At 56.7% G+C, this 16,029-nt stretch carries 15 protein-coding genes; 8 read left to right on the top strand and 7 right to left on the bottom strand.

What is annotated here, in order from left to right:
* The first annotated feature begins 29 nt into the window (after window positions 1-29).
* The gene (gene recA, locus P4G45_RS13145; protein ID WP_348266935.1) at window positions 30-1,100 is read left to right on the top strand and encodes a recombinase RecA; all 1,071 of its coding nucleotides are present in this window, start codon (window positions 30-32) and stop codon (window positions 1,098-1,100) included.
* 62 nt (window positions 1,101-1,162) lie between these two features.
* On the opposite strand, the gene P4G45_RS13150 is transcribed toward recA, so the two are convergent.
* Window positions 1,163-1,780: an acetate uptake transporter gene (locus P4G45_RS13150; RefSeq protein WP_348266936.1), complete on the bottom strand. Its 618-nt coding sequence runs from the start codon at window positions 1,778-1,780 to the stop codon at window positions 1,163-1,165.
* A 175-nt stretch (window positions 1,781-1,955) separates the two neighbouring features.
* Here P4G45_RS13150 and coaD point away from each other — a divergent pair, with 175 nt between their 5' ends.
* Together coaD and P4G45_RS13160 are read left to right on the top strand one after the other, a co-directional pair.
* Complete coding sequence (gene coaD / locus P4G45_RS13155) at window positions 1,956-2,450, top strand: pantetheine-phosphate adenylyltransferase (protein WP_348266937.1); 495 nt, start codon at window positions 1,956-1,958, stop codon at window positions 2,448-2,450.
* A gap of 13 nt (window positions 2,451-2,463) precedes the next feature.
* A complete protein-coding gene (locus tag P4G45_RS13160) occupies window positions 2,464-3,078 on the top strand; it encodes a class I SAM-dependent methyltransferase (RefSeq protein ID WP_348266938.1) in 615 nt (204 codons plus the stop codon).
* Between the two features lie 36 nt (window positions 3,079-3,114).
* Here P4G45_RS13160 and kdpC read toward each other — a convergent pair whose 3' ends face one another.
* The 6 genes from kdpC to P4G45_RS13185 form a co-directional block, all read right to left on the bottom strand.
* The gene (gene kdpC / locus P4G45_RS13165) at window positions 3,115-3,693 is read right to left on the bottom strand and encodes a potassium-transporting ATPase subunit KdpC (RefSeq protein WP_348266939.1); all 579 of its coding nucleotides are present in this window, start codon (window positions 3,691-3,693) and stop codon (window positions 3,115-3,117) included.
* 11 nt (window positions 3,694-3,704) lie between these two features.
* Window positions 3,705-5,744 (bottom strand): potassium-transporting ATPase subunit KdpB, encoded by a 2,040-nt coding sequence (gene kdpB, locus P4G45_RS13170; RefSeq protein ID WP_348266940.1) that lies wholly within the window; start codon window positions 5,742-5,744, stop codon window positions 3,705-3,707.
* 22 nt (window positions 5,745-5,766) lie between these two features.
* Window positions 5,767-7,554 carry a potassium-transporting ATPase subunit KdpA gene (gene kdpA / locus P4G45_RS13175; protein WP_348266941.1) on the bottom strand — a complete coding sequence of 596 codons (1,788 nt, stop codon included), beginning with the start codon at window positions 7,552-7,554 and terminating at the stop codon, window positions 5,767-5,769.
* Between the two features lie 17 nt (window positions 7,555-7,571).
* Window positions 7,572-7,658 (bottom strand): K(+)-transporting ATPase subunit F, encoded by an 87-nt coding sequence (kdpF, locus tag P4G45_RS17060; protein WP_373694202.1) that lies wholly within the window; start codon window positions 7,656-7,658, stop codon window positions 7,572-7,574.
* Window positions 7,659-8,076: 418 nt separating this feature from the next.
* A complete protein-coding gene (locus P4G45_RS13180; protein WP_348266942.1) occupies window positions 8,077-8,793 on the bottom strand; it encodes a response regulator transcription factor in 717 nt (238 codons plus the stop codon).
* Window positions 8,790-9,938, bottom strand: coding sequence for a histidine kinase (locus P4G45_RS13185; protein ID WP_348266943.1), 1,149 nt, complete (start codon window positions 9,936-9,938; stop codon window positions 8,790-8,792). The genes P4G45_RS13180 and P4G45_RS13185 overlap by 4 nt, the downstream gene beginning before the upstream one ends.
* A 29-nt stretch (window positions 9,939-9,967) precedes the next feature.
* On the opposite strand from P4G45_RS13185, the gene P4G45_RS13190 reads away from it, so the two are divergent.
* The 5 genes from P4G45_RS13190 to P4G45_RS13210 all read left to right on the top strand — a co-directional run bounded on the left by P4G45_RS13190 (window position 9,968) and on the right by P4G45_RS13210 (window position 16,027).
* Entirely contained in the window at window positions 9,968-11,401 is a 1,434-nt protein-coding gene (locus P4G45_RS13190; protein WP_348266944.1) for an ATP-binding protein, read from the top strand.
* A gap of 97 nt (window positions 11,402-11,498) precedes the next feature.
* Complete coding sequence (locus tag P4G45_RS13195) at window positions 11,499-12,692, top strand: pyridoxal phosphate-dependent aminotransferase (RefSeq protein WP_348266945.1); 1,194 nt, start codon at window positions 11,499-11,501, stop codon at window positions 12,690-12,692.
* 61 nt (window positions 12,693-12,753) lie between these two features.
* The gene (locus P4G45_RS13200; protein WP_348266946.1) at window positions 12,754-13,914 is read left to right on the top strand and encodes a mannose-1-phosphate guanylyltransferase; all 1,161 of its coding nucleotides are present in this window, start codon (window positions 12,754-12,756) and stop codon (window positions 13,912-13,914) included.
* A gap of 14 nt (window positions 13,915-13,928) precedes the next feature.
* Complete coding sequence (locus tag P4G45_RS13205) at window positions 13,929-15,365, top strand: phosphoglucomutase/phosphomannomutase family protein (RefSeq protein WP_348266947.1); 1,437 nt, start codon at window positions 13,929-13,931, stop codon at window positions 15,363-15,365.
* Complete coding sequence (locus tag P4G45_RS13210; RefSeq protein WP_348266948.1) at window positions 15,362-16,027, top strand: HAD-IA family hydrolase; 666 nt, start codon at window positions 15,362-15,364, stop codon at window positions 16,025-16,027. The genes P4G45_RS13205 and P4G45_RS13210 overlap by 4 nt, the downstream gene beginning before the upstream one ends.
* Window positions 16,028-16,029: the final 2 nt, after the last annotated feature.

A 16,029-nucleotide genomic window follows, 5' to 3' on the forward strand; every position in this document is an offset into this window, starting at 1 on the left:
CGCTTTGAACTTTACCCGAGGAGAATTACGTGGCAGATGACCGCAGCAAGGCAATTGAGTTGGCCCTTTCCGGGCTGGAAAAGCAGTTTGGCAAGGGTTCGATCATGCGGTTGGGATCGAAGGATGTTGTGCCGATTTCGGTCATCTCTACGGGCTCGATCTCTTTTGACGCTGCGCTGGGTGTAGGTGGAGTACCGCGTGGCCGTGTCATAGAGATCTTTGGACCGGAGTCTTCGGGTAAGACGACGATTACGTTGCAGATTATCGCCGAGGCACAGAAGGCGGGCGGGCTGGCGGCGTTTGTGGATGCCGAGCACGCGCTCGATCCTGCGTACGCGGGAAAGCTGGGTGTGGACATCGACAATCTGCTGGTGAGCCAGCCAGACTATGGCGAGCAGGCGTTGGAGATCGTCGAGGCACTGGTCCGATCGAACGCGATCGATGTGCTGGTGGTGGACTCGGTGGCAGCGCTTGTGCCCAAAGCCGAACTCGACGGCGAGATGGGTGATTCGCACATGGGATTGCAGGCTCGGCTGATGAGCCAGGCGCTGAGGAAGCTGACGGGAACGGTATCAAAGTCACGGACCTGTTTGATCTTTATTAACCAGATTCGCGAGAAGATCGGCGTGATGTTTGGCAACCCGGAGACGACAACAGGGGGCAAGGCGCTGAAGTTTTACTCCTCCGTCCGCATCGACATTCGCCGCATTGGCGCAGTGAAAGATGGCGATAGCGTCGTGGGCTCGCGCACCAAGGTAAAGATTGTGAAGAATAAGGTGGCAGCGCCGTTCCGTGATGCCGAGTTCGACATTCTTTATGGCGAGGGCATCTCGCGTGAGGGCGACGTCCTCGACCTGGCGGTGCTGCACAACATCGTCGACAAGAGCGGTGCGTGGTACAGCTATCAGGGCGAACGCATCGGCCAGGGTCGCGAGAATGTCCGCAACTTCCTCAAGGAAAACAAGGATGTCTTTGGCCGCGTGGACGTGGAACTACGGAAGAAGCTGGGAATCTCCGGGGCCAGTTCGGCGGTTGAGGTTCCGGCAGTTCCGGCAAATGGCGAGGCGCAGGCGAAGGAAGTTATTCGAGGCAAGAAATAGGATACTGAAGAGAAGTTCAAGAGAAGCCCCGGTAGTTTTCCAACTGCCGGGGCTTCCCTTTCTTAGTTGCGGAAGATGGGCCGTCCGAGCGGGATGATGATTCGGCTGGCGGTTGCGTTCAGGATCTCGACGAAGGCGACCAGAAGCGCGTCAACGCCGGTCAGAATGCCTAGATAGCCTCCAATTGTGCCGCAGCCGACGCTGCCGATCAGGTAGCCGAAATCTCCGGCGGCAAGGAAAAAGAAGGTGAGCCAGAGCAGAAGGAAGATGCTCCAGACGCCGAGGCTCAAGCGGAAGGTCACGATCCACAGCAGGAAGGTGAGCACCCCCCACATGAGTAGTACGGAGGCCACGGCGGAGGCAGGCGGTTGGGCAAGCCAGCCTGCGCCGACGGTCCACTGGAGCAGTGCGAACCACCACCAGAACAGGCCGTAAGACAGAAAGGCGACCATACCGAAGGTGTTACCGGTACGAAATTCGAGAATGCCGGCGATGATCTGTGCAACTCCGCCATAGGCAAACGCCAGAGGGACGATGACAGGGATGGCCTCGTGCGGCATCAGGCCAGCGTTGACACAACTGAGAACAACGGTGGTGAGGCCGAAGCCAGCCAGGCCAAGAGGGCCGGGGTTGGCGGTTGGTCGAGAGACGGATTGATCGTTTTCGGTGAGTTGCAACATACTGACGCTCCTGTGCCGAGGTTAAAAGTCCGACGAAAGATTATGTCTTCTGGAAATGCAACCCTATCTTACCGATGGATGGTCTTGTGAGATTAAAGAAGGCGATGAGGGAAGAGCACGCTTTCGGGAATGCCGGTTGGCTTCAAGAGGCGAGGCAACGTATGCTTTGGAAGGTATGCACACGGTAAAGGCGATTTATCCGGGAACGTTCGATCCGCTTACAAATGGGCACCTCGATCTGATTGCGCGAGGAGCGAAAATTGTGGACCATCTAGTGGTTGCGATCCTGCGCAACTCCGAGAAGGGTACGCCTCTGTTCACCGTGCCGGAACGCGAGGAGATGATCTCCGAAGCGGTGGCGGGTTTCAAAAATGTATCGGTGATGACCTTCGACGGCCTGCTGGTTGACTTTGCGCGGCAGCAGGGGGCGAAGGCGGTCCTGAGGGGGATTCGAGCGATCTCGGACTATGAGTATGAGTTCCAGATGGCGATGATGAACCGCAAGCTCGATCCGGAGCTGGAGACGCTGTTTATGATGCCGGCGGAGAAATATACCTACGTGAGTTCACGGCTGATCAAGGGTGTATTTCGACTGGGTGGGGACGTGACGGCGCTCGTGCCTCCGCTGGTGATGGAGCGGCTGAAGGCGAAGGTTCCGGCGCGAGTCTAGCCGGTGGGGATCTATGACGAAGCTGGTGGAGCAGTTCGGCAATATCGATATTTATCTCTTCGACCAGTTGCTGCGCGGAAACATTGCGCCGGGTATGCAGGTGCTCGACGCAGGCTGCGGGGGTGGCCGAAACTTGGTGTATCTACTGCGCGAGGGCTACGAAGTTTTTGGCGTGGACGCGAGCGCGGAGGCGGTGGACCATCTGAGGTCGGTCGCGGCAACGCTTGCGCCTACGCTGGAGCCAGGCAACTTCCGTGTAGAAGCAGTAGAGGCAATGTCGTTTCCCGAGCAGTTTGTGGATGTCGTGATCTCGAACGCGGTGCTGCACTTTGCGCGGGACGATGCGCAGTTTGAAGCGATGGTGCGAGAGATGTGGCGGGTGCTGCGACCGGGTGGAATGCTGTTCTGCCGCCTGGCTTCGACGATTGGAATAGATCCCAGCCGACCTTTTCATCCGATCGCAGGCAGGCGATTTTTGATGCCAGGCGGAATGGAGTGGTATCTAGTGGATGAAACACTGCTGATGAAGTTGACGGAAGAGTTGGGTGGGCAACTTATCGATCCGCTAAAGACGACAGTGGTGCAGGGGGCCAGGTGCATGACCACCTGGGTGGTTAGGAAAGCGTAAATAATTCCACGGTAGTTTGGGTTGGCGGGTCGGCAATTATTTAGCCCCGATAGGTGCAGCCTCATCGAGAGCGAGATTAAGTTCGAGAACGTTGACACGCGGCTCACCGAGAAAACCGAACTGCCGTCCTCGCGTGTGCTTGGCGACGAGCTGGCGGACGGTGCTCGTTTCAAGATGGCGTTCACGAGCGACTCGGGCAACCTGAAACTCCGCGGCGGCAGGGGTGATGTCGGGATCGAGGCCGGAAGCGGAGGCGGTGACGAGATCGATTGGAACATCAGCACCTGGAAGGTCAGTCTGTGCTGAAGCTGTATCGCTGGCGATGCGGTCGATGAGCTTCTTGTTGGTGGGGCCGTAGTTCGAGCCACTGGAGTTTGCGGCATCGTAGCCGTTGCCCGCGGCTGAGGGGCGCGAGTGGAAGTATCCGGGAGCGGAGAAGGACTGCCCGATGATGCGAGAGCCGATCAACTGACCCTGCTGGTAGATCAGTTGGCCGTTTGCCTTGTCTTTGAAGAAGACTTGCGCGAGGCCCGTGACGGCGTAGGGATAGAGCAGGCCGAAGAGGACGGTGGTCACGACTGTGTAAAGGATGGCGGTGATGAGATGGCGACGCATGGCGAGTCCTTCTAAGCCAGATGAATGGCGGTAATGACGATGTCGATCAGCTTGATGCCGAGGAAGGGCGCGACGATGCCGCCCACTCCGTAGATAAGCAGGTTGCGGCGGAGGAGCGTCTCAGCTGACATGGCTTTGTATCCAACGCCGCGCAGCGCCAGTGGAATAAGGCCGACGATGATGAGAGCGTTGAAGATGACGGCGGAGAGAATTGCCGACTGCGGGGTCTTGAGGTGCATGATGTTGAGCGCGTTCAATACAGGGAAGGTTGCGGCAAACATAGCCGGGATAATGGCGAAGTATTTGGCGACGTCATTGGCTATGGAGAAGGTTGTGAGCGCTCCACGCGTCATGAGAAGCTGCTTGCCGATTTCGACAATCTCGATGAGCTTGGTTGGGTTGGAGTCGAGATCGACCATATTGCCAGCTTCTTTGGCGGCTTGAGTTCCGGTGTTCATCGCGACGCCTACATCTGCCTGGGCGAGCGCGGGTGCGTCGTTGGTGCCGTCACCAGTCATGGCGACCAGCTTGCCTTCAGCCTGTTCGCGACGGATGAGATCCATCTTGTCTTTCGGTTTGGCCTCGGCGAGAAAGTCGTCGACGCCGGCTTCGCGCGCGATGGCCGCGGCGGTAAGCGGATTATCGCCAGTGATCATGATGGTGCGAATGCCCATGGCGCGAAGCTGCGTGAAGCGCTCCTTCATGCCTCCCTTGACGATGTCCTTCAGATGGATGACGCCGAGGGCCTGCCGGTTCTCGGCGACGACGAGAGGCGTGCCGCCGCTGCGCGCTATAACCTCGACTGCGGCTCGGACTTCATCAGGAAGAATGCCGCCGTTCTCCTTTAGAAACGCGGCAATGGCATCGGTAGATCCTTTGCGGATGATGCGCCCATCGAGGTTGACGCCTGACATTCGAGTGACAGCAGAGAAGGGCACGAACTCTGCGTTCAGCTCATGAAGTTCGCGACCACGCAGACCGTATAGCTCTTTGGCGAGAACAACGATGCTGCGGCCTTCAGGGGTTTCGTCGGGAAGAGAAGAGAGTTGCGCAGCGTCGGCGAGTTGATCTTTGCTGACGCCGGGCGCAGGGATGAACTCCGAAGCCTGGCGATTGCCAAGAGTGATGGTCCCTGTCTTATCGAGCAGCAATGTGTCGACATCGCCTGCAGCTTCGACGGCGCGGCCGGACATGGCAAGGACGTTGTGCTGGACGAGGCGGTCCATTCCCGCGATGCCGATTGCCGAGAGCAGGCCGCCGATCGTCGTTGGGATGAGACAGACGAGCAGCGAGATAAGAACGAAGACTGTTTGCGGGGCGGTTGAGTAAATTGCGAAGGGTTGCAGCGTGACCACGGCCAGCAGAAAAATAATCGTGAGACCGGCGAGAAGAATATTCAGCGCGATCTCGTTTGGTGTTTTCTGACGCTCAGCGCCTTCGACAAGCGCGATCATACGATCGAGAAACGTCTCGCCGGGGTTGGAGGTGATGCGTACTTTGATCTGATCGGAGAGAACGCGCGTGCCTCCAGTGACGGCAGAGCGGTCGCCACCAGCCTCGCGAATAACGGGCGCTGACTCTCCTGTGATAGCGGATTCGTCGACGGAGGCTACGCCTTCGATGACCTCACCATCTCCGGGTATGGTGCCTCCGGCGATGACAAAGACAAGATCACCAGCACGAAGCTGTGAACTGGCGACCTCGTCGGTCTTGCCGTTTGGGAGGATGCGCACAGCAGTGGTCTCAGACTTGGCGCGTCGCAAGGCGTCGGCCTGAGCTTTGCCTCGACCTTCGGCCATCGCTTCGGCGAAGTTGGCGAAGAGCACCGTGAACCATAGCCAAAGTGTGATCTGTAGATCGAAGCCGAGCGTGTGGTGATGAGCTGCAATGTCGCGGAGGAGATAGATCGATGTGATCACGCTGCCAATCTCGACTACGAACATGACGGGGTTCTTCATCATGGTTCGTGGATTGAGCTTGACGAGAGCATCTATCAGAGCGCGATGGACGATTTTTGTATCCCAGAGAGAGCGTTTACGTGTGTTTGCCATGGTGATCTATTTACTTTCTGGCTTAGAAGGTTTTGCCGGCGTGCATGAGTAAGTGCTCCAGGAGAGGACCGAGAGTAAGAGCGGGGAAGAAGGTGAGAGCACCGACGATGAGGATGACTCCGACGAGCAGCACAGTGAAGAGAGGTGTGTGCACCGGGAAGGTTCCTGCCGATGGAGGAACGAGCTTCTTCTTCGCGAGATTGCCTGCGACGGCCAACATCGGAACGATCATGAGGAAACGACCAACCAGCATGGCCGTGGCGAGCGAGAAGTTGTACCAGTGCGTGTTGGCGCTGAGACCCGCGAATGCGGAACCATTGTTCCCTGTGGCCGAAGTGTAGGCATAAAGGATCTCGGAGAGTCCGTGCGGCCCTGTGTTGGCGAGCGCTGAAAGACCAAGGTTCGGCATCATCAGCGAGATCGCAGTGAAGCTGAGAATGGAAAGTGGAAAGATGAGCACATAGAGCATCGCCATCTTCACATCGAAGGACTCAATCTTCTTTCCGAGATACTCTGGCGTGCGTCCGACCATGAGACCAGCGATAAAGACGGACAGGATAACGAAGATCAACATGCCGTACATTCCAGAGCCGACACCGCCGAAGATGATCTCGCCAAGCATGATGTTCACGAGAGGGACGAGTCCGCCAAGAGGCATAAAGGAATCATGCATGGCGTTGACCGCTCCGCAACTGGCGTCCGTCGTGACGGTGGCGAAGAGAGCAGAGTCTGCAACTCCGAAGCGGACTTCCTTGCCTTCCATATTTCCGCCGGGCTGCATTGCCGAGGCGTGCTGGTCTATATGCATTGTTGCGGTATGCAGCAGAGGGTTTGGTTGCGCCTCTGCGTAGTAGGCAACGAAGACCCCGGCAAAGAAGAGCACAGACATCGCGGCAAACACGGCCCAGCCATGAGCGGGGGAACGGACCATTCTGCCTAGCGTTACCGTCAGTCCGGCAGGAATGAGAAATATGGATAGCATCTCCAGTAGATTTGAAAATGGTGTTGGGTTCTCAAACGGGTGAGCGCTGTTGGTGTTGAAGAATCCTCCACCATTGGTGCCGAGCATTTTGATGGCTTCCTGTGAGGCGACCGGGCCTTGTGCAATGCTTTGCGTTGTTACGATCTGGGTTGCGGGCTTGCCATCGGTGCCTGTCGTGGTTACAGTCTGCGACTGAATGAGCTTCGCCTGGTCATAAGGGCGGAAATTCTGAACTACGCCCTGGGAGACAAGAAGAAGAGCGTAGATCAAACATGTGGGCAGAAGTACCCACAGCGATGCGCGTGTCGCGTCCACCCAAAAGTTACCGAGGGTCTTCGACTCGCGTCGAGAGATGCCGCGAATGAAAGCGATGGCCAGCGAGATCCCGATGGCGGCGGAGAAGAAGTTATGGTAGGCGAGCGTCAGCATCTCCGTGAGATAACTCATCGTTGTCTCAGGAACGTAAGCCTGCCAATTGGTGTTCGTCGTAAAGGAGGCAGCCGTATTGAGAGCAAGATCGGGCGCCACTGCCGCAAGATGTTGAGGATTGAGCGGGAGGAGATGCTGTAAACGCTCAATTGCATAGGTGACCAGCAACGTTACCAGACTGAAGAGCAGCATAACGATGCCATACTCTGTCCAACGCATCTCATGCGTCTCGTCTATGCCTGTAACGCGATAGATGAGTCGTTCGATTGGGCGGAGGAGAGGATCGACAAAGGTACGCTCGCGTTCGAAGACGCGGGCCATATAGATGCCGAGTGGTTTCGCGCAGATGAGAACGAGAGCGAAGAAGAAAAATATCTGGAACCAGCCATTAGCGGTCATTGAAGGTCTTCCCTTTGTTAGAACTTTTCGGGGCGCAGAAGCGCGTAGACGAGGTAAACGAAAAGCGCAAGAGAGATGAGCGAGAGAATGAAAGTTTCAAGCATCTATTTGCCCTCCGTAGAATCCAACCGTCCACAACCGAAGATGTAGAGGATGGCAATAGCGAAGAAAGCTATGCTTGCTGCAATGCATCCGATATCCCACATGAATCATTCCTTTCCGTACTACACGAGACCGCAAGCCTGGCAAATCAGTAGAAACGCAAACCTCTACCTCATTGGGCCTTTGAGCTTGCATTCCCGCTTGAGAGTTGTCAACAGGCTTTTTCTGCTGATTTGCCCGGCAAGCCAACGGCGACAAACAAATGTAAGAAGGGCAAACGTTATGATGTACGCGCCTACGCCATATAACAGACTTCTCATGACGTCCCTCTTGGGCCATATGACCTATGCCCATGAGCTATTTCATAGGGTTTGCCGTAAAGAGTCCGTAGGGAAGATGTAAAGAATTCGTAAAGACGGTTTACAGGTCGTCGCTGCCTGTAGGGCGAAAGCGGTACCCGACCCACGGCTCGGTGAGGATGTAACGCGGCTCGTCGGACGTCTCTATCTTTTTTCGCAGTTGGCCAATACTGACTCGGAGATATTCTGGCTGATCTGCGTGGGCGCCCCATACTGCTTGCAGAAGAGCCCGATGCGTTAGAACCTGTCCGGCATGTTCGGCAAAACAGACGAGAAGATCGAACTGTTTTGGAGTGAGATGAATGTCCCTGCCGCGCACGGTGACACGATGTTGCGGAATGTCGATGCGAAAGTCGCCAAGGTCGATGACGGTCTGCATGTCTCGAGTTTCGCTTAGGTTACGCCGTAGCTGGGCGCGGACACGAGCTTGCAACTCCTGAATGCTGAAGGGCTTAGTCACATAGTCGTCGGCGCCTGCATCGAGAGCTTCAATCTTCATGCGTTCGTTATTGCGCACGGAGAGGACGATGATTGGCATATCGGAGTTGGCGCGAAGTTCGCGGCAAAGCTCAACGCCGTTCATCTCCGGCATAGAGACGTCGGTTATCACCAGGTCCGGCTTCCACTCAAGAGCGATGTCGGCGCCTTCAATGCCATTGTTTGCGATGCGCACGGCATATCCCTGCGTGGAAAGCGCAGTCCGCAGCACCCGAATAATCTGCGGTTCGTCGTCCACAATCAGAATCTTTGCCGGTTGGTCTTGTTCGATCGACTTCATTCCCGCTCCCGATGCTGCGTGACGATGTGAACATCGACGTTTGGCGCTTCTGAGAGAAAGTGCTGGATGGCCCAGTAATAAAGATACTTGCGGAAACCGCTGACAGCGGTCCGGCCAAAGATGATGTGCGTGATACGTTTTTCGCGAACGAACTCCGCTGCTGCGTGGGCAACGCTTGTACCTTTTATCGTGACAACCTGAGCGCCAAGATTACGCGCGAACTGAATGTTCGTCGCAAGCGTACTCTGCTCTTCGTCACCGTCTCCAGTATCGATGTGGAGCACGAAGAGTTCGCCCCCGACACCCTCGGCGATGCGTGCGCCGCGAGTAATCAAAATTTGAGACGCGCTGCTGGAACTGATGCAGACGGCCACCCGCTCGCGAACAGCCCACTGCTCCTGGATGCGTTTGGCGTCCATATAAGCGGTGAGTGTGCGGTCCACGGCTTTGGTGACATGTTGCAGGGCCAGTTCGCGGAGGGCGATGAGATTGCCGCGGCGGAAAAAGTTGGCAAGAGCTTTTTCGGCTCGGTCGACCCCATAGATATCGCCGCGTCTCATCCGAGTCTGGAGAGCCTCTGGAGTCAGGTCAGCCATAACGATTTCGTCGGCGCGCTGCACCAGCCAGTCAGGCACGGTCTCGCGGATCTGGATACCTGTGATGCTCTGCACCGTAGGCGCAACGCTCTCGATGTGTTGAACGTTCATCGTTGCGAGCACATCGATGTTGGCAGCCAATACAGCGAGAACATCTTCGTAGCGCTTGCGATGCTTACTGCCTTCAATATTGGTATGGGCCAGCTCGTCGATAAGGACGATCTGTGGATGGCGAGCAAGAATCCCGTCGAGGTCCATCTCCTCGAAGACAACTCCTCTATATTCGATCTTCTTCCGCGGGATCTGTTCAAGCTGGTTGACAAGTTCCGCTGTTCGAGGACGACCATGAGCTTCTACCACGCCGACAACAATGTCTTCGCCACGCTGTTTACGGCGAATGGCTTCGCTGAGCATGTTGTAGGTTTTGCCGACGCCGGGCGCATAACCGAGAAAGAGCTTAAAGATTCCGCCCTTCTTTTCAGGCGCAACTTTTTCAAGCCACTCTTCCGGGCTCTTGGTACTGCGGTCTAATGGCTCGCGGCTAGGCATAGGGCTAACATATGAGGGTGCAACGATCGATGGTCAAAAGCGCGCTTCGCTATAGTATTTCAACGGCCGTTATTGCTGTCATTGTAGCCGTGTACTTCCATTGGGAGCACGCGAACGAAATGACGGTGGCATTGACCTGCCTGATGGTCATCCTTCTGGTGGCCGCAAACTGGGGTCTTCGCCATGCCATTTATCTTTCGATATTGTCATCCGCTGCCATTAATTTCTTCTTCCTTCCTCCAATTGGTACGTTCACCATTGGCGATTCACGGAATTGGGTGGCACTCGCAGCATTTCTACTGACGGGGATCGTGGCGAGCCAGCTTGCGGAACGGGCACGCCGGGAGGCCAAGAGATCGCGCTTCCGCCAACGGGAGGCAGAACGCCTTTACGAATTCAGCCAACAGATGCTGGTGACCGGCAATGTAATCGACCTGCTGAACTCGTTGCCCGGGATGATTGCAACAACATTCAACCTTCCTGGCGCTGCCGTTTATCTCCGCGAGAAGGACCGCGTATACAGGTCGAGCCCGAATTACATGGACGTAACCGCGGATGAGCTTCGGGATGCCGCCTTCACGCGAGATCGCCGGGTGGATGAGGCGCGATCGGTCACTCTGTCGCCTATCCTGCTGGGGACGAGACCTATCGGCGCGGTAGGCATCACCGGCACGGGCGCCTCGCCCGAGGCGCTGGATGCCGTTTGCGGACTGGCAGCAATTGCCATCGAGCGGGTCAACGCCGTCGAAACCCTTACCCGAGTGGAAGCGTCTCGCGAGAGTGAGCGGCTGCGGAATGCTCTGCTCGATTCTGTCGCTCACGAACTACGCACTCCTTTAACCTCGATTACAGCGGCGATTACAACCCTGCAGACAAATACTGCACTTGATTCGAACCAGCGCGCAGAGATGATGAAGGTGATTGAAGAAGAGGCTGCCCGACTGAATCACCTGGTCGGTCAGGCGATGGAGATGGCGGCGCTGGACGCCCACGACATCAAGCTGGATAAGCAACTGCATTCCATGCGCGAGGCTGTAGACCTGGCATTGGAGGCGGTACAGCCCCAGCTTAAAACGCATCCTGTCGAGGTCCGGCTGCCGGATTCGCTTCCCCCCGTGGAGATGGATATCGATTGGATAGCCAAGGTAATTCAGCATTTGCTTGACAACGCCGCAAAATACTCCTCAGAGGGAAGCCCGATTTTTATCAGCGCGGAGGTCTCGAAGCACCGGCTCGTGACCAGCGTCGCCGATCGTGGCGCAGGCATCGATGACTTTGAACGCATGTTGATCTTCGACAAGTTCTACCGTGGCCAGGGACAACGCTATCGTGTGCAGGGTACGGGAATGGGGTTGGCCATTGCCAAGGCCATCGTGGAGGCGCACGGGGGGGCGATTGAGGTGACCAGTCAGCCTTCTCAGGGATCTGTGTTTTCTTTCTACCTGCCGCTAAGAGACCTCTAGATATACCGTCAGGCAGGATTTTTGGAGAATTTGACCATTTGAAGGCAAATCGCAGGGAATACTTTATCTTGCGGGGTAAATCTGACAAACTAGAGGTATGAGCACAACAGCTACCAAGATATTTGCGGACCGCATAGGCCGCATTGAAGTTTCAGCGACGATGGCAATCACAGCGGCGGCGCTCAAACTGAAGTCGGAAGGTGTCAACCTGGCGGACTTTGGCGCAGGCGAGCCGCACTTTGCGACGCCAAGGCATATCAAGGACGCGGCCATCGATGCCATCGAGAAGAACTTTACCCGCTATACGAATGTTGCGGGTATTCCCGAGGTGCGGAAGGCGATCGTGGATCGTCATACGGCCGACTTCGGCTCGAACTATACGCCCGAGGAGTGCGTGTTCACGACCGGCGGAAAGCTCGCCCTGTTCAATGCGATCCAAGTGCTTGTGGACCATGGCGATGAGGTGATTCTGCCAGTTCCCTACTGGGTCTCCTTCAAGGACATCATTCAGTATGCGGGCGGCAAGGTGGTGCTGGTTCAGACTGACGAAGCGGAGAACTTCCGCGTCACCGCCAAGATGATCGAGGCTGCGATCACCCCGAAGACGAAAGCTATTATTTTAAATACGCCCTCGAATCCGTCGGGCGCGGTAGTATCGCCGGAAGACCTGGAAGCGATCGTCCGGCTGGCGCATAAGCACGAGATTTATGTGCTGCTTGATGAGTGCTACGTATATCTGAACTTCGCCGGCGAAATTGTCAGCGGCGGCTCGTTCACCGACTGTAAGGAACATGTCGTAGTTCTGGGTTCCCTGTCGAAGACGTATGCGATGACGGGCTGGCGCGCCGGCTTCGCGCTGGGACCAAAGCCAATCATTGCGGCGATGAGCAAGTTGCAGTCGCAGAGCACATCGAACACAGCGAGCATGGTGCAACGCGCTTCGATCGCCGCTGTGAGCGGATCGCAACAATGCGTCACCGAGATGCGTGCGGACTATATTAAGCTGCGCGATCAAGTGCTGGCGGGACTCAAGACAATTCCTGGATTGACCTGCACCGTGCCTCAGGGCGCGTTCTACGTTTATCCCAACGTGAAAAGCTTTATCGGCAAGGGCGGCGTCAAGTCGGCTTCTGACCTTGCGGCAAAGCTGCTGAGCGAAGCGCACGTTGTTGTGGTTCCAGGTGAAGCATTCGGAACGGACGAACATATTCGGTTGTCCTATGCGGTTTCGCATGAGGTAATTGATGAAGGCGTCAAGCGGATGCAGGCATATTTTGCAACGCTGGGCTAATCGTTGGTTCTAGGTATCGACCGCACCTGCACGGTGCGGTTTTCCTTTGAGATGGGGTTGTATGTCCAAAGAAGTTGGCACGTCGAAGTTGCGGTTTGCTCCAGTGATTCTTGCGGGTGGCAGTGGAACGCGGTTCTGGCCTCGGAGCCGGAAGGCGAGAGCGAAGCAGGTATTGGCTCTCGATGGCGACAAAACCATGATCCAGCAGACGCTGGAGCGGTTGAGCCCCCTTGTGGCGCCTTCCAGCGTATGGGTTATCACCAACGAGCTTCTGGATGACGTGATCGCGGAACAGTTGCCGGAGGTTCCACGAGAACACATCCTGAGCGAGCCGGCTGCGCGAAACACCGCTCCGGCGTGCGCTCTGGCAGCGTTTTTGCTGGAGAAGACTGAGCCGGATACGGTCATCGGCGTGTTTCCCTCGGACCAGGTGGTGAAGGACAGTGCGCGCTTTGCGAAGGTGATTCATGCCGGAGCGGAGTTGGCAGCCAGCGGCGACAAGATCGTGGTTCTCGGCGTGCCTCCTACGCGGGCTGAGACGGGCTACGGCTACATCGAGCAGGGCGCAGTTGCCGAGGATGCGACGAAGATTGCAGGTGGCATCGAGGCCCGCCGAGTAAAGCGGTTCACCGAGAAGCCCGACAAAGAGCATGCCGAACAGTTTGTGGCAACGGGCAACTATGCCTGGAACAGTGGGATATTTCTGTGGAGTGCACGGACCTTGGCTGGAGCGATTCGAGAGTATTGTCCCGCGATGGCGCCGCTGCTCGAAAAGATTGCCGCAGCCTATGGAACGGACCAGTTTACGCAGGTGTTTGCGGAAGTCTATCCGCAGTGCGAGAACATCAGCATCGACTATGCAGTGCTGGAGCCAAGGTCGCGTAAGGGTGAAGCGGGCGCTGAAATTTATTGCCTGCCCGGTGACTTCGAATGGAACGATCTTGGATGCTGGTCGACGCTGCACGAGAATATGGCGGACTGTTCGCCGGAGAAGCTTGCCTTCGCCAACGTGTTCGATGAGACCGATCCTCTCTGTGTCTCCATCGATTCGAATGGCAACTATGTTTACGCTCCCGGCAAGGTGATTGCGCTGGTTGGCGTGAATAATCTGGTTGTCGTGCAGACGAAAGATGCGCTGCTGATTACGACGCGTGACCGGTCGCAGGAAGTGGGCAAGGTTGTCGCGGAGTTGAAGAAGGCTGGACGGGAAGACTTAATTTAGCGAATGGCGGCGTAATGGCAGAGACAGTGGTGAAGTTTGGAACGGATGGGTGGCGTGGCATTATTGCCGACGACTTTACCTTTGCCAACGTGCGCGTGGCGGCGGCGGCGATTGCGAACTACGTGCTGGCTCATGAGAATGCAGCCGCTGGGGTTTGCATTGCCTATGACACGCGCTTCGGGTCGCATTCGTTTGCGAAAGTGGTAGCGGAGGTTATGGCTGGGGCTGGCATTCCAGTCGCTCTGGCCGCGGAGATTACGCCTACGCCTGCGCTTTCCTACGCGGTGCGTGAGCGCAAAGCGGCTGGCGGCGTGATGATTACGTCCAGCCATAATCCCGCGGAGTGGAATGGCGTGAAGTACAAGGCAAGTTATGGCGGGTCGGGCTTACCTTCCATTATGACTTCGATTGAGAGCTATCTGGGAAAGCCTCTCGCTAAGAGCGCGGCACCAGCGGCGATCGAAGAGGTGAACTTCAATCCCGACTACGTTGCGGCGATCACGCGCTTTGTTGATTTGGAGGCAATTCGGTCGTCCGGATATAAATTTCTGATCGACGTGATGTATGGCGCGGGTCGAGGCGTGCTTGCGGGAATCTTCACGAAGGCGAAGATTCCATTTGTGGAGATTCGTAACGAGATCAACCCGGCGTTTCCGGGGATTAATCCAGAGCCCATTCTGCCGCATATTCGCGAGACGCAGATGGCGGTTGTAGCGGAGCATTGCGATGCCGGTTTGATTACGGATGGCGATGCCGACCGCATCGGCGCTGTAGATGAGCATGGCAATGTCGTGGATGCACACAAGATTTTTTCCGTGTTGCTGAAGTGGCTGCTGGAGCGTAAGAAGTGGCCGGGCGATGTAACCCGTGCTTTCAATACGACGAAGATGATCGACCGCATTGCCGCGAAGTATGGACGGCGGCTGCATGAGCATGGCATCGGCTTTAAGTATGTCTGTGAGTTGATGCTGGATCAGGAGATTTTGATTGGCGGCGAGGAATCGGGCGGCGTTGGCATCAGCCGCCACCTGCCGGAGCGCGATGGGATGCTGAACTCGCTGCTGCTGGCGAATGTGATGGCGGATGAGAAGAAGACGCTTGGCGAACTGGTAGCAGCTTTGCAGGAAGAGTTTGGCGAACACCAGTACGGGCGCGTGGACATGCACATCGAGGAGACGTTGAAGCAGTCTGCCATTGCGCGAGCGAAGGCTGGCGTGACTGACATTGCGGGTATGAAGGTGCTTCGCGTCGAGACCATGGATGGCATCAAGTTCTTCCTCGACAATCCTGATTGTTCCGGCAAACCAAATGCCGCGGAGACTTGGCTCCTGTTGCGCGCATCGGGCACCGAGCCGCTGCTGCGCGTCTATTGTGAGAGCTGTTCGGTCGAATCGGTCACGAAGGTATTAGAAGCGGCGCAGAGGTTTGTGTTGCAGGGGAGCGCTGTTTGAGTAAGTCTATCTGCGTTGAGACAAAGGGTCTTTTGTTTGACATGGATGGAGTGCTGATCAGCTCCATCGGTTCGGTAGTACGTTGCTGGCGACGGTGGGCCGAGATCTATCACGTGCCGAACGCGGAGACCTACACGGTGCCACACGGTGTTCGTGCTATCGACATCGTGAAGTCATTGCGTCCCGATATCGACCCCAACGAGGGATTGCGCGTGATCGAGGACATGGAGATCGAAGACATGGCAGACCTGAAGGTGCTGCCGGGGGTGAAGAAGCTGCTGGAAAGTTTGCCGCTGGAGCGATGGGCCATTGTGACCTCGGCAACGCGGCGGTTGCTGCTGGGGCGGTTGGAGGCAGCAGGACTGCCGATCCCGGAGCGCATCATCAGCGGCGATATGGTCGAGCGCGGGAAGCCTGATCCAGAGCCATACCGTCGCGGAGCCGGGTTGCTTGGTCTCCGCCCCGAAGATTGTGTTGTGGTGGAAGATGCGCCATCCGGCGTAGGCGCTGGCGTGGCTGCGGGATGTCGTGTGCTCGGTGTGCTGGGGACGCATTCGTTGGCTGAGTTGCAGCAGGCCATGTGGATTGCGCCATCACTTGAAGACGTCACGGTGACAACATTGGCGGACAAGCTCGAGTTGTGTTTCGAACCCGCAGGCTAAAA

Source organism: Edaphobacter paludis (assembly GCF_039993895.1).
Classification (GTDB): domain Bacteria; phylum Acidobacteriota; class Terriglobia; order Terriglobales; family Acidobacteriaceae; genus Edaphobacter; species Edaphobacter paludis.

Excerpts from the sequence above, each read along its gene's own strand:
- kdpF (WP_373694202.1), bottom strand. The coding sequence starts at position 7,658 with ATGCTTGAAACTTTCATTCTCTCGCTCATCTCTCTTGCGCTTTTCGTT.
- P4G45_RS13180 (WP_348266942.1), bottom strand. The coding sequence starts at position 8,793 with ATGAAGTCGATCGAACAAGACCAACCGGCAAAGATTCTGATTGTGGAC.
- P4G45_RS13190 (WP_348266944.1), top strand. The coding sequence starts at position 9,968 with ATGGTCAAAAGCGCGCTTCGCTATAGTATTTCAACGGCCGTTATTGCT.
- kdpC (WP_348266939.1), bottom strand. The coding sequence starts at position 3,693 with ATGCGTCGCCATCTCATCACCGCCATCCTTTACACAGTCGTGACCACC.
- P4G45_RS13160 (WP_348266938.1), top strand. The coding sequence starts at position 2,464 with ATGACGAAGCTGGTGGAGCAGTTCGGCAATATCGATATTTATCTCTTC.
- P4G45_RS13200 (WP_348266946.1), top strand. The coding sequence starts at position 12,754 with ATGTCCAAAGAAGTTGGCACGTCGAAGTTGCGGTTTGCTCCAGTGATT.
- kdpB (WP_348266940.1), bottom strand. The coding sequence starts at position 5,744 with ATGGCAAACACACGTAAACGCTCTCTCTGGGATACAAAAATCGTCCAT.
- P4G45_RS13150 (WP_348266936.1), bottom strand. The coding sequence starts at position 1,780 with ATGTTGCAACTCACCGAAAACGATCAATCCGTCTCTCGACCAACCGCC.
- coaD (WP_348266937.1), top strand. The coding sequence starts at position 1,956 with ATGCACACGGTAAAGGCGATTTATCCGGGAACGTTCGATCCGCTTACA.
- kdpA (WP_348266941.1), bottom strand. The coding sequence starts at position 7,554 with ATGACCGCTAATGGCTGGTTCCAGATATTTTTCTTCTTCGCTCTCGTT.
- P4G45_RS13195 (WP_348266945.1), top strand. The coding sequence starts at position 11,499 with ATGAGCACAACAGCTACCAAGATATTTGCGGACCGCATAGGCCGCATT.
- P4G45_RS13185 (WP_348266943.1), bottom strand. The coding sequence starts at position 9,938 with ATGCCTAGCCGCGAGCCATTAGACCGCAGTACCAAGAGCCCGGAAGAG.
- P4G45_RS13205 (WP_348266947.1), top strand. The coding sequence starts at position 13,929 with ATGGCAGAGACAGTGGTGAAGTTTGGAACGGATGGGTGGCGTGGCATT.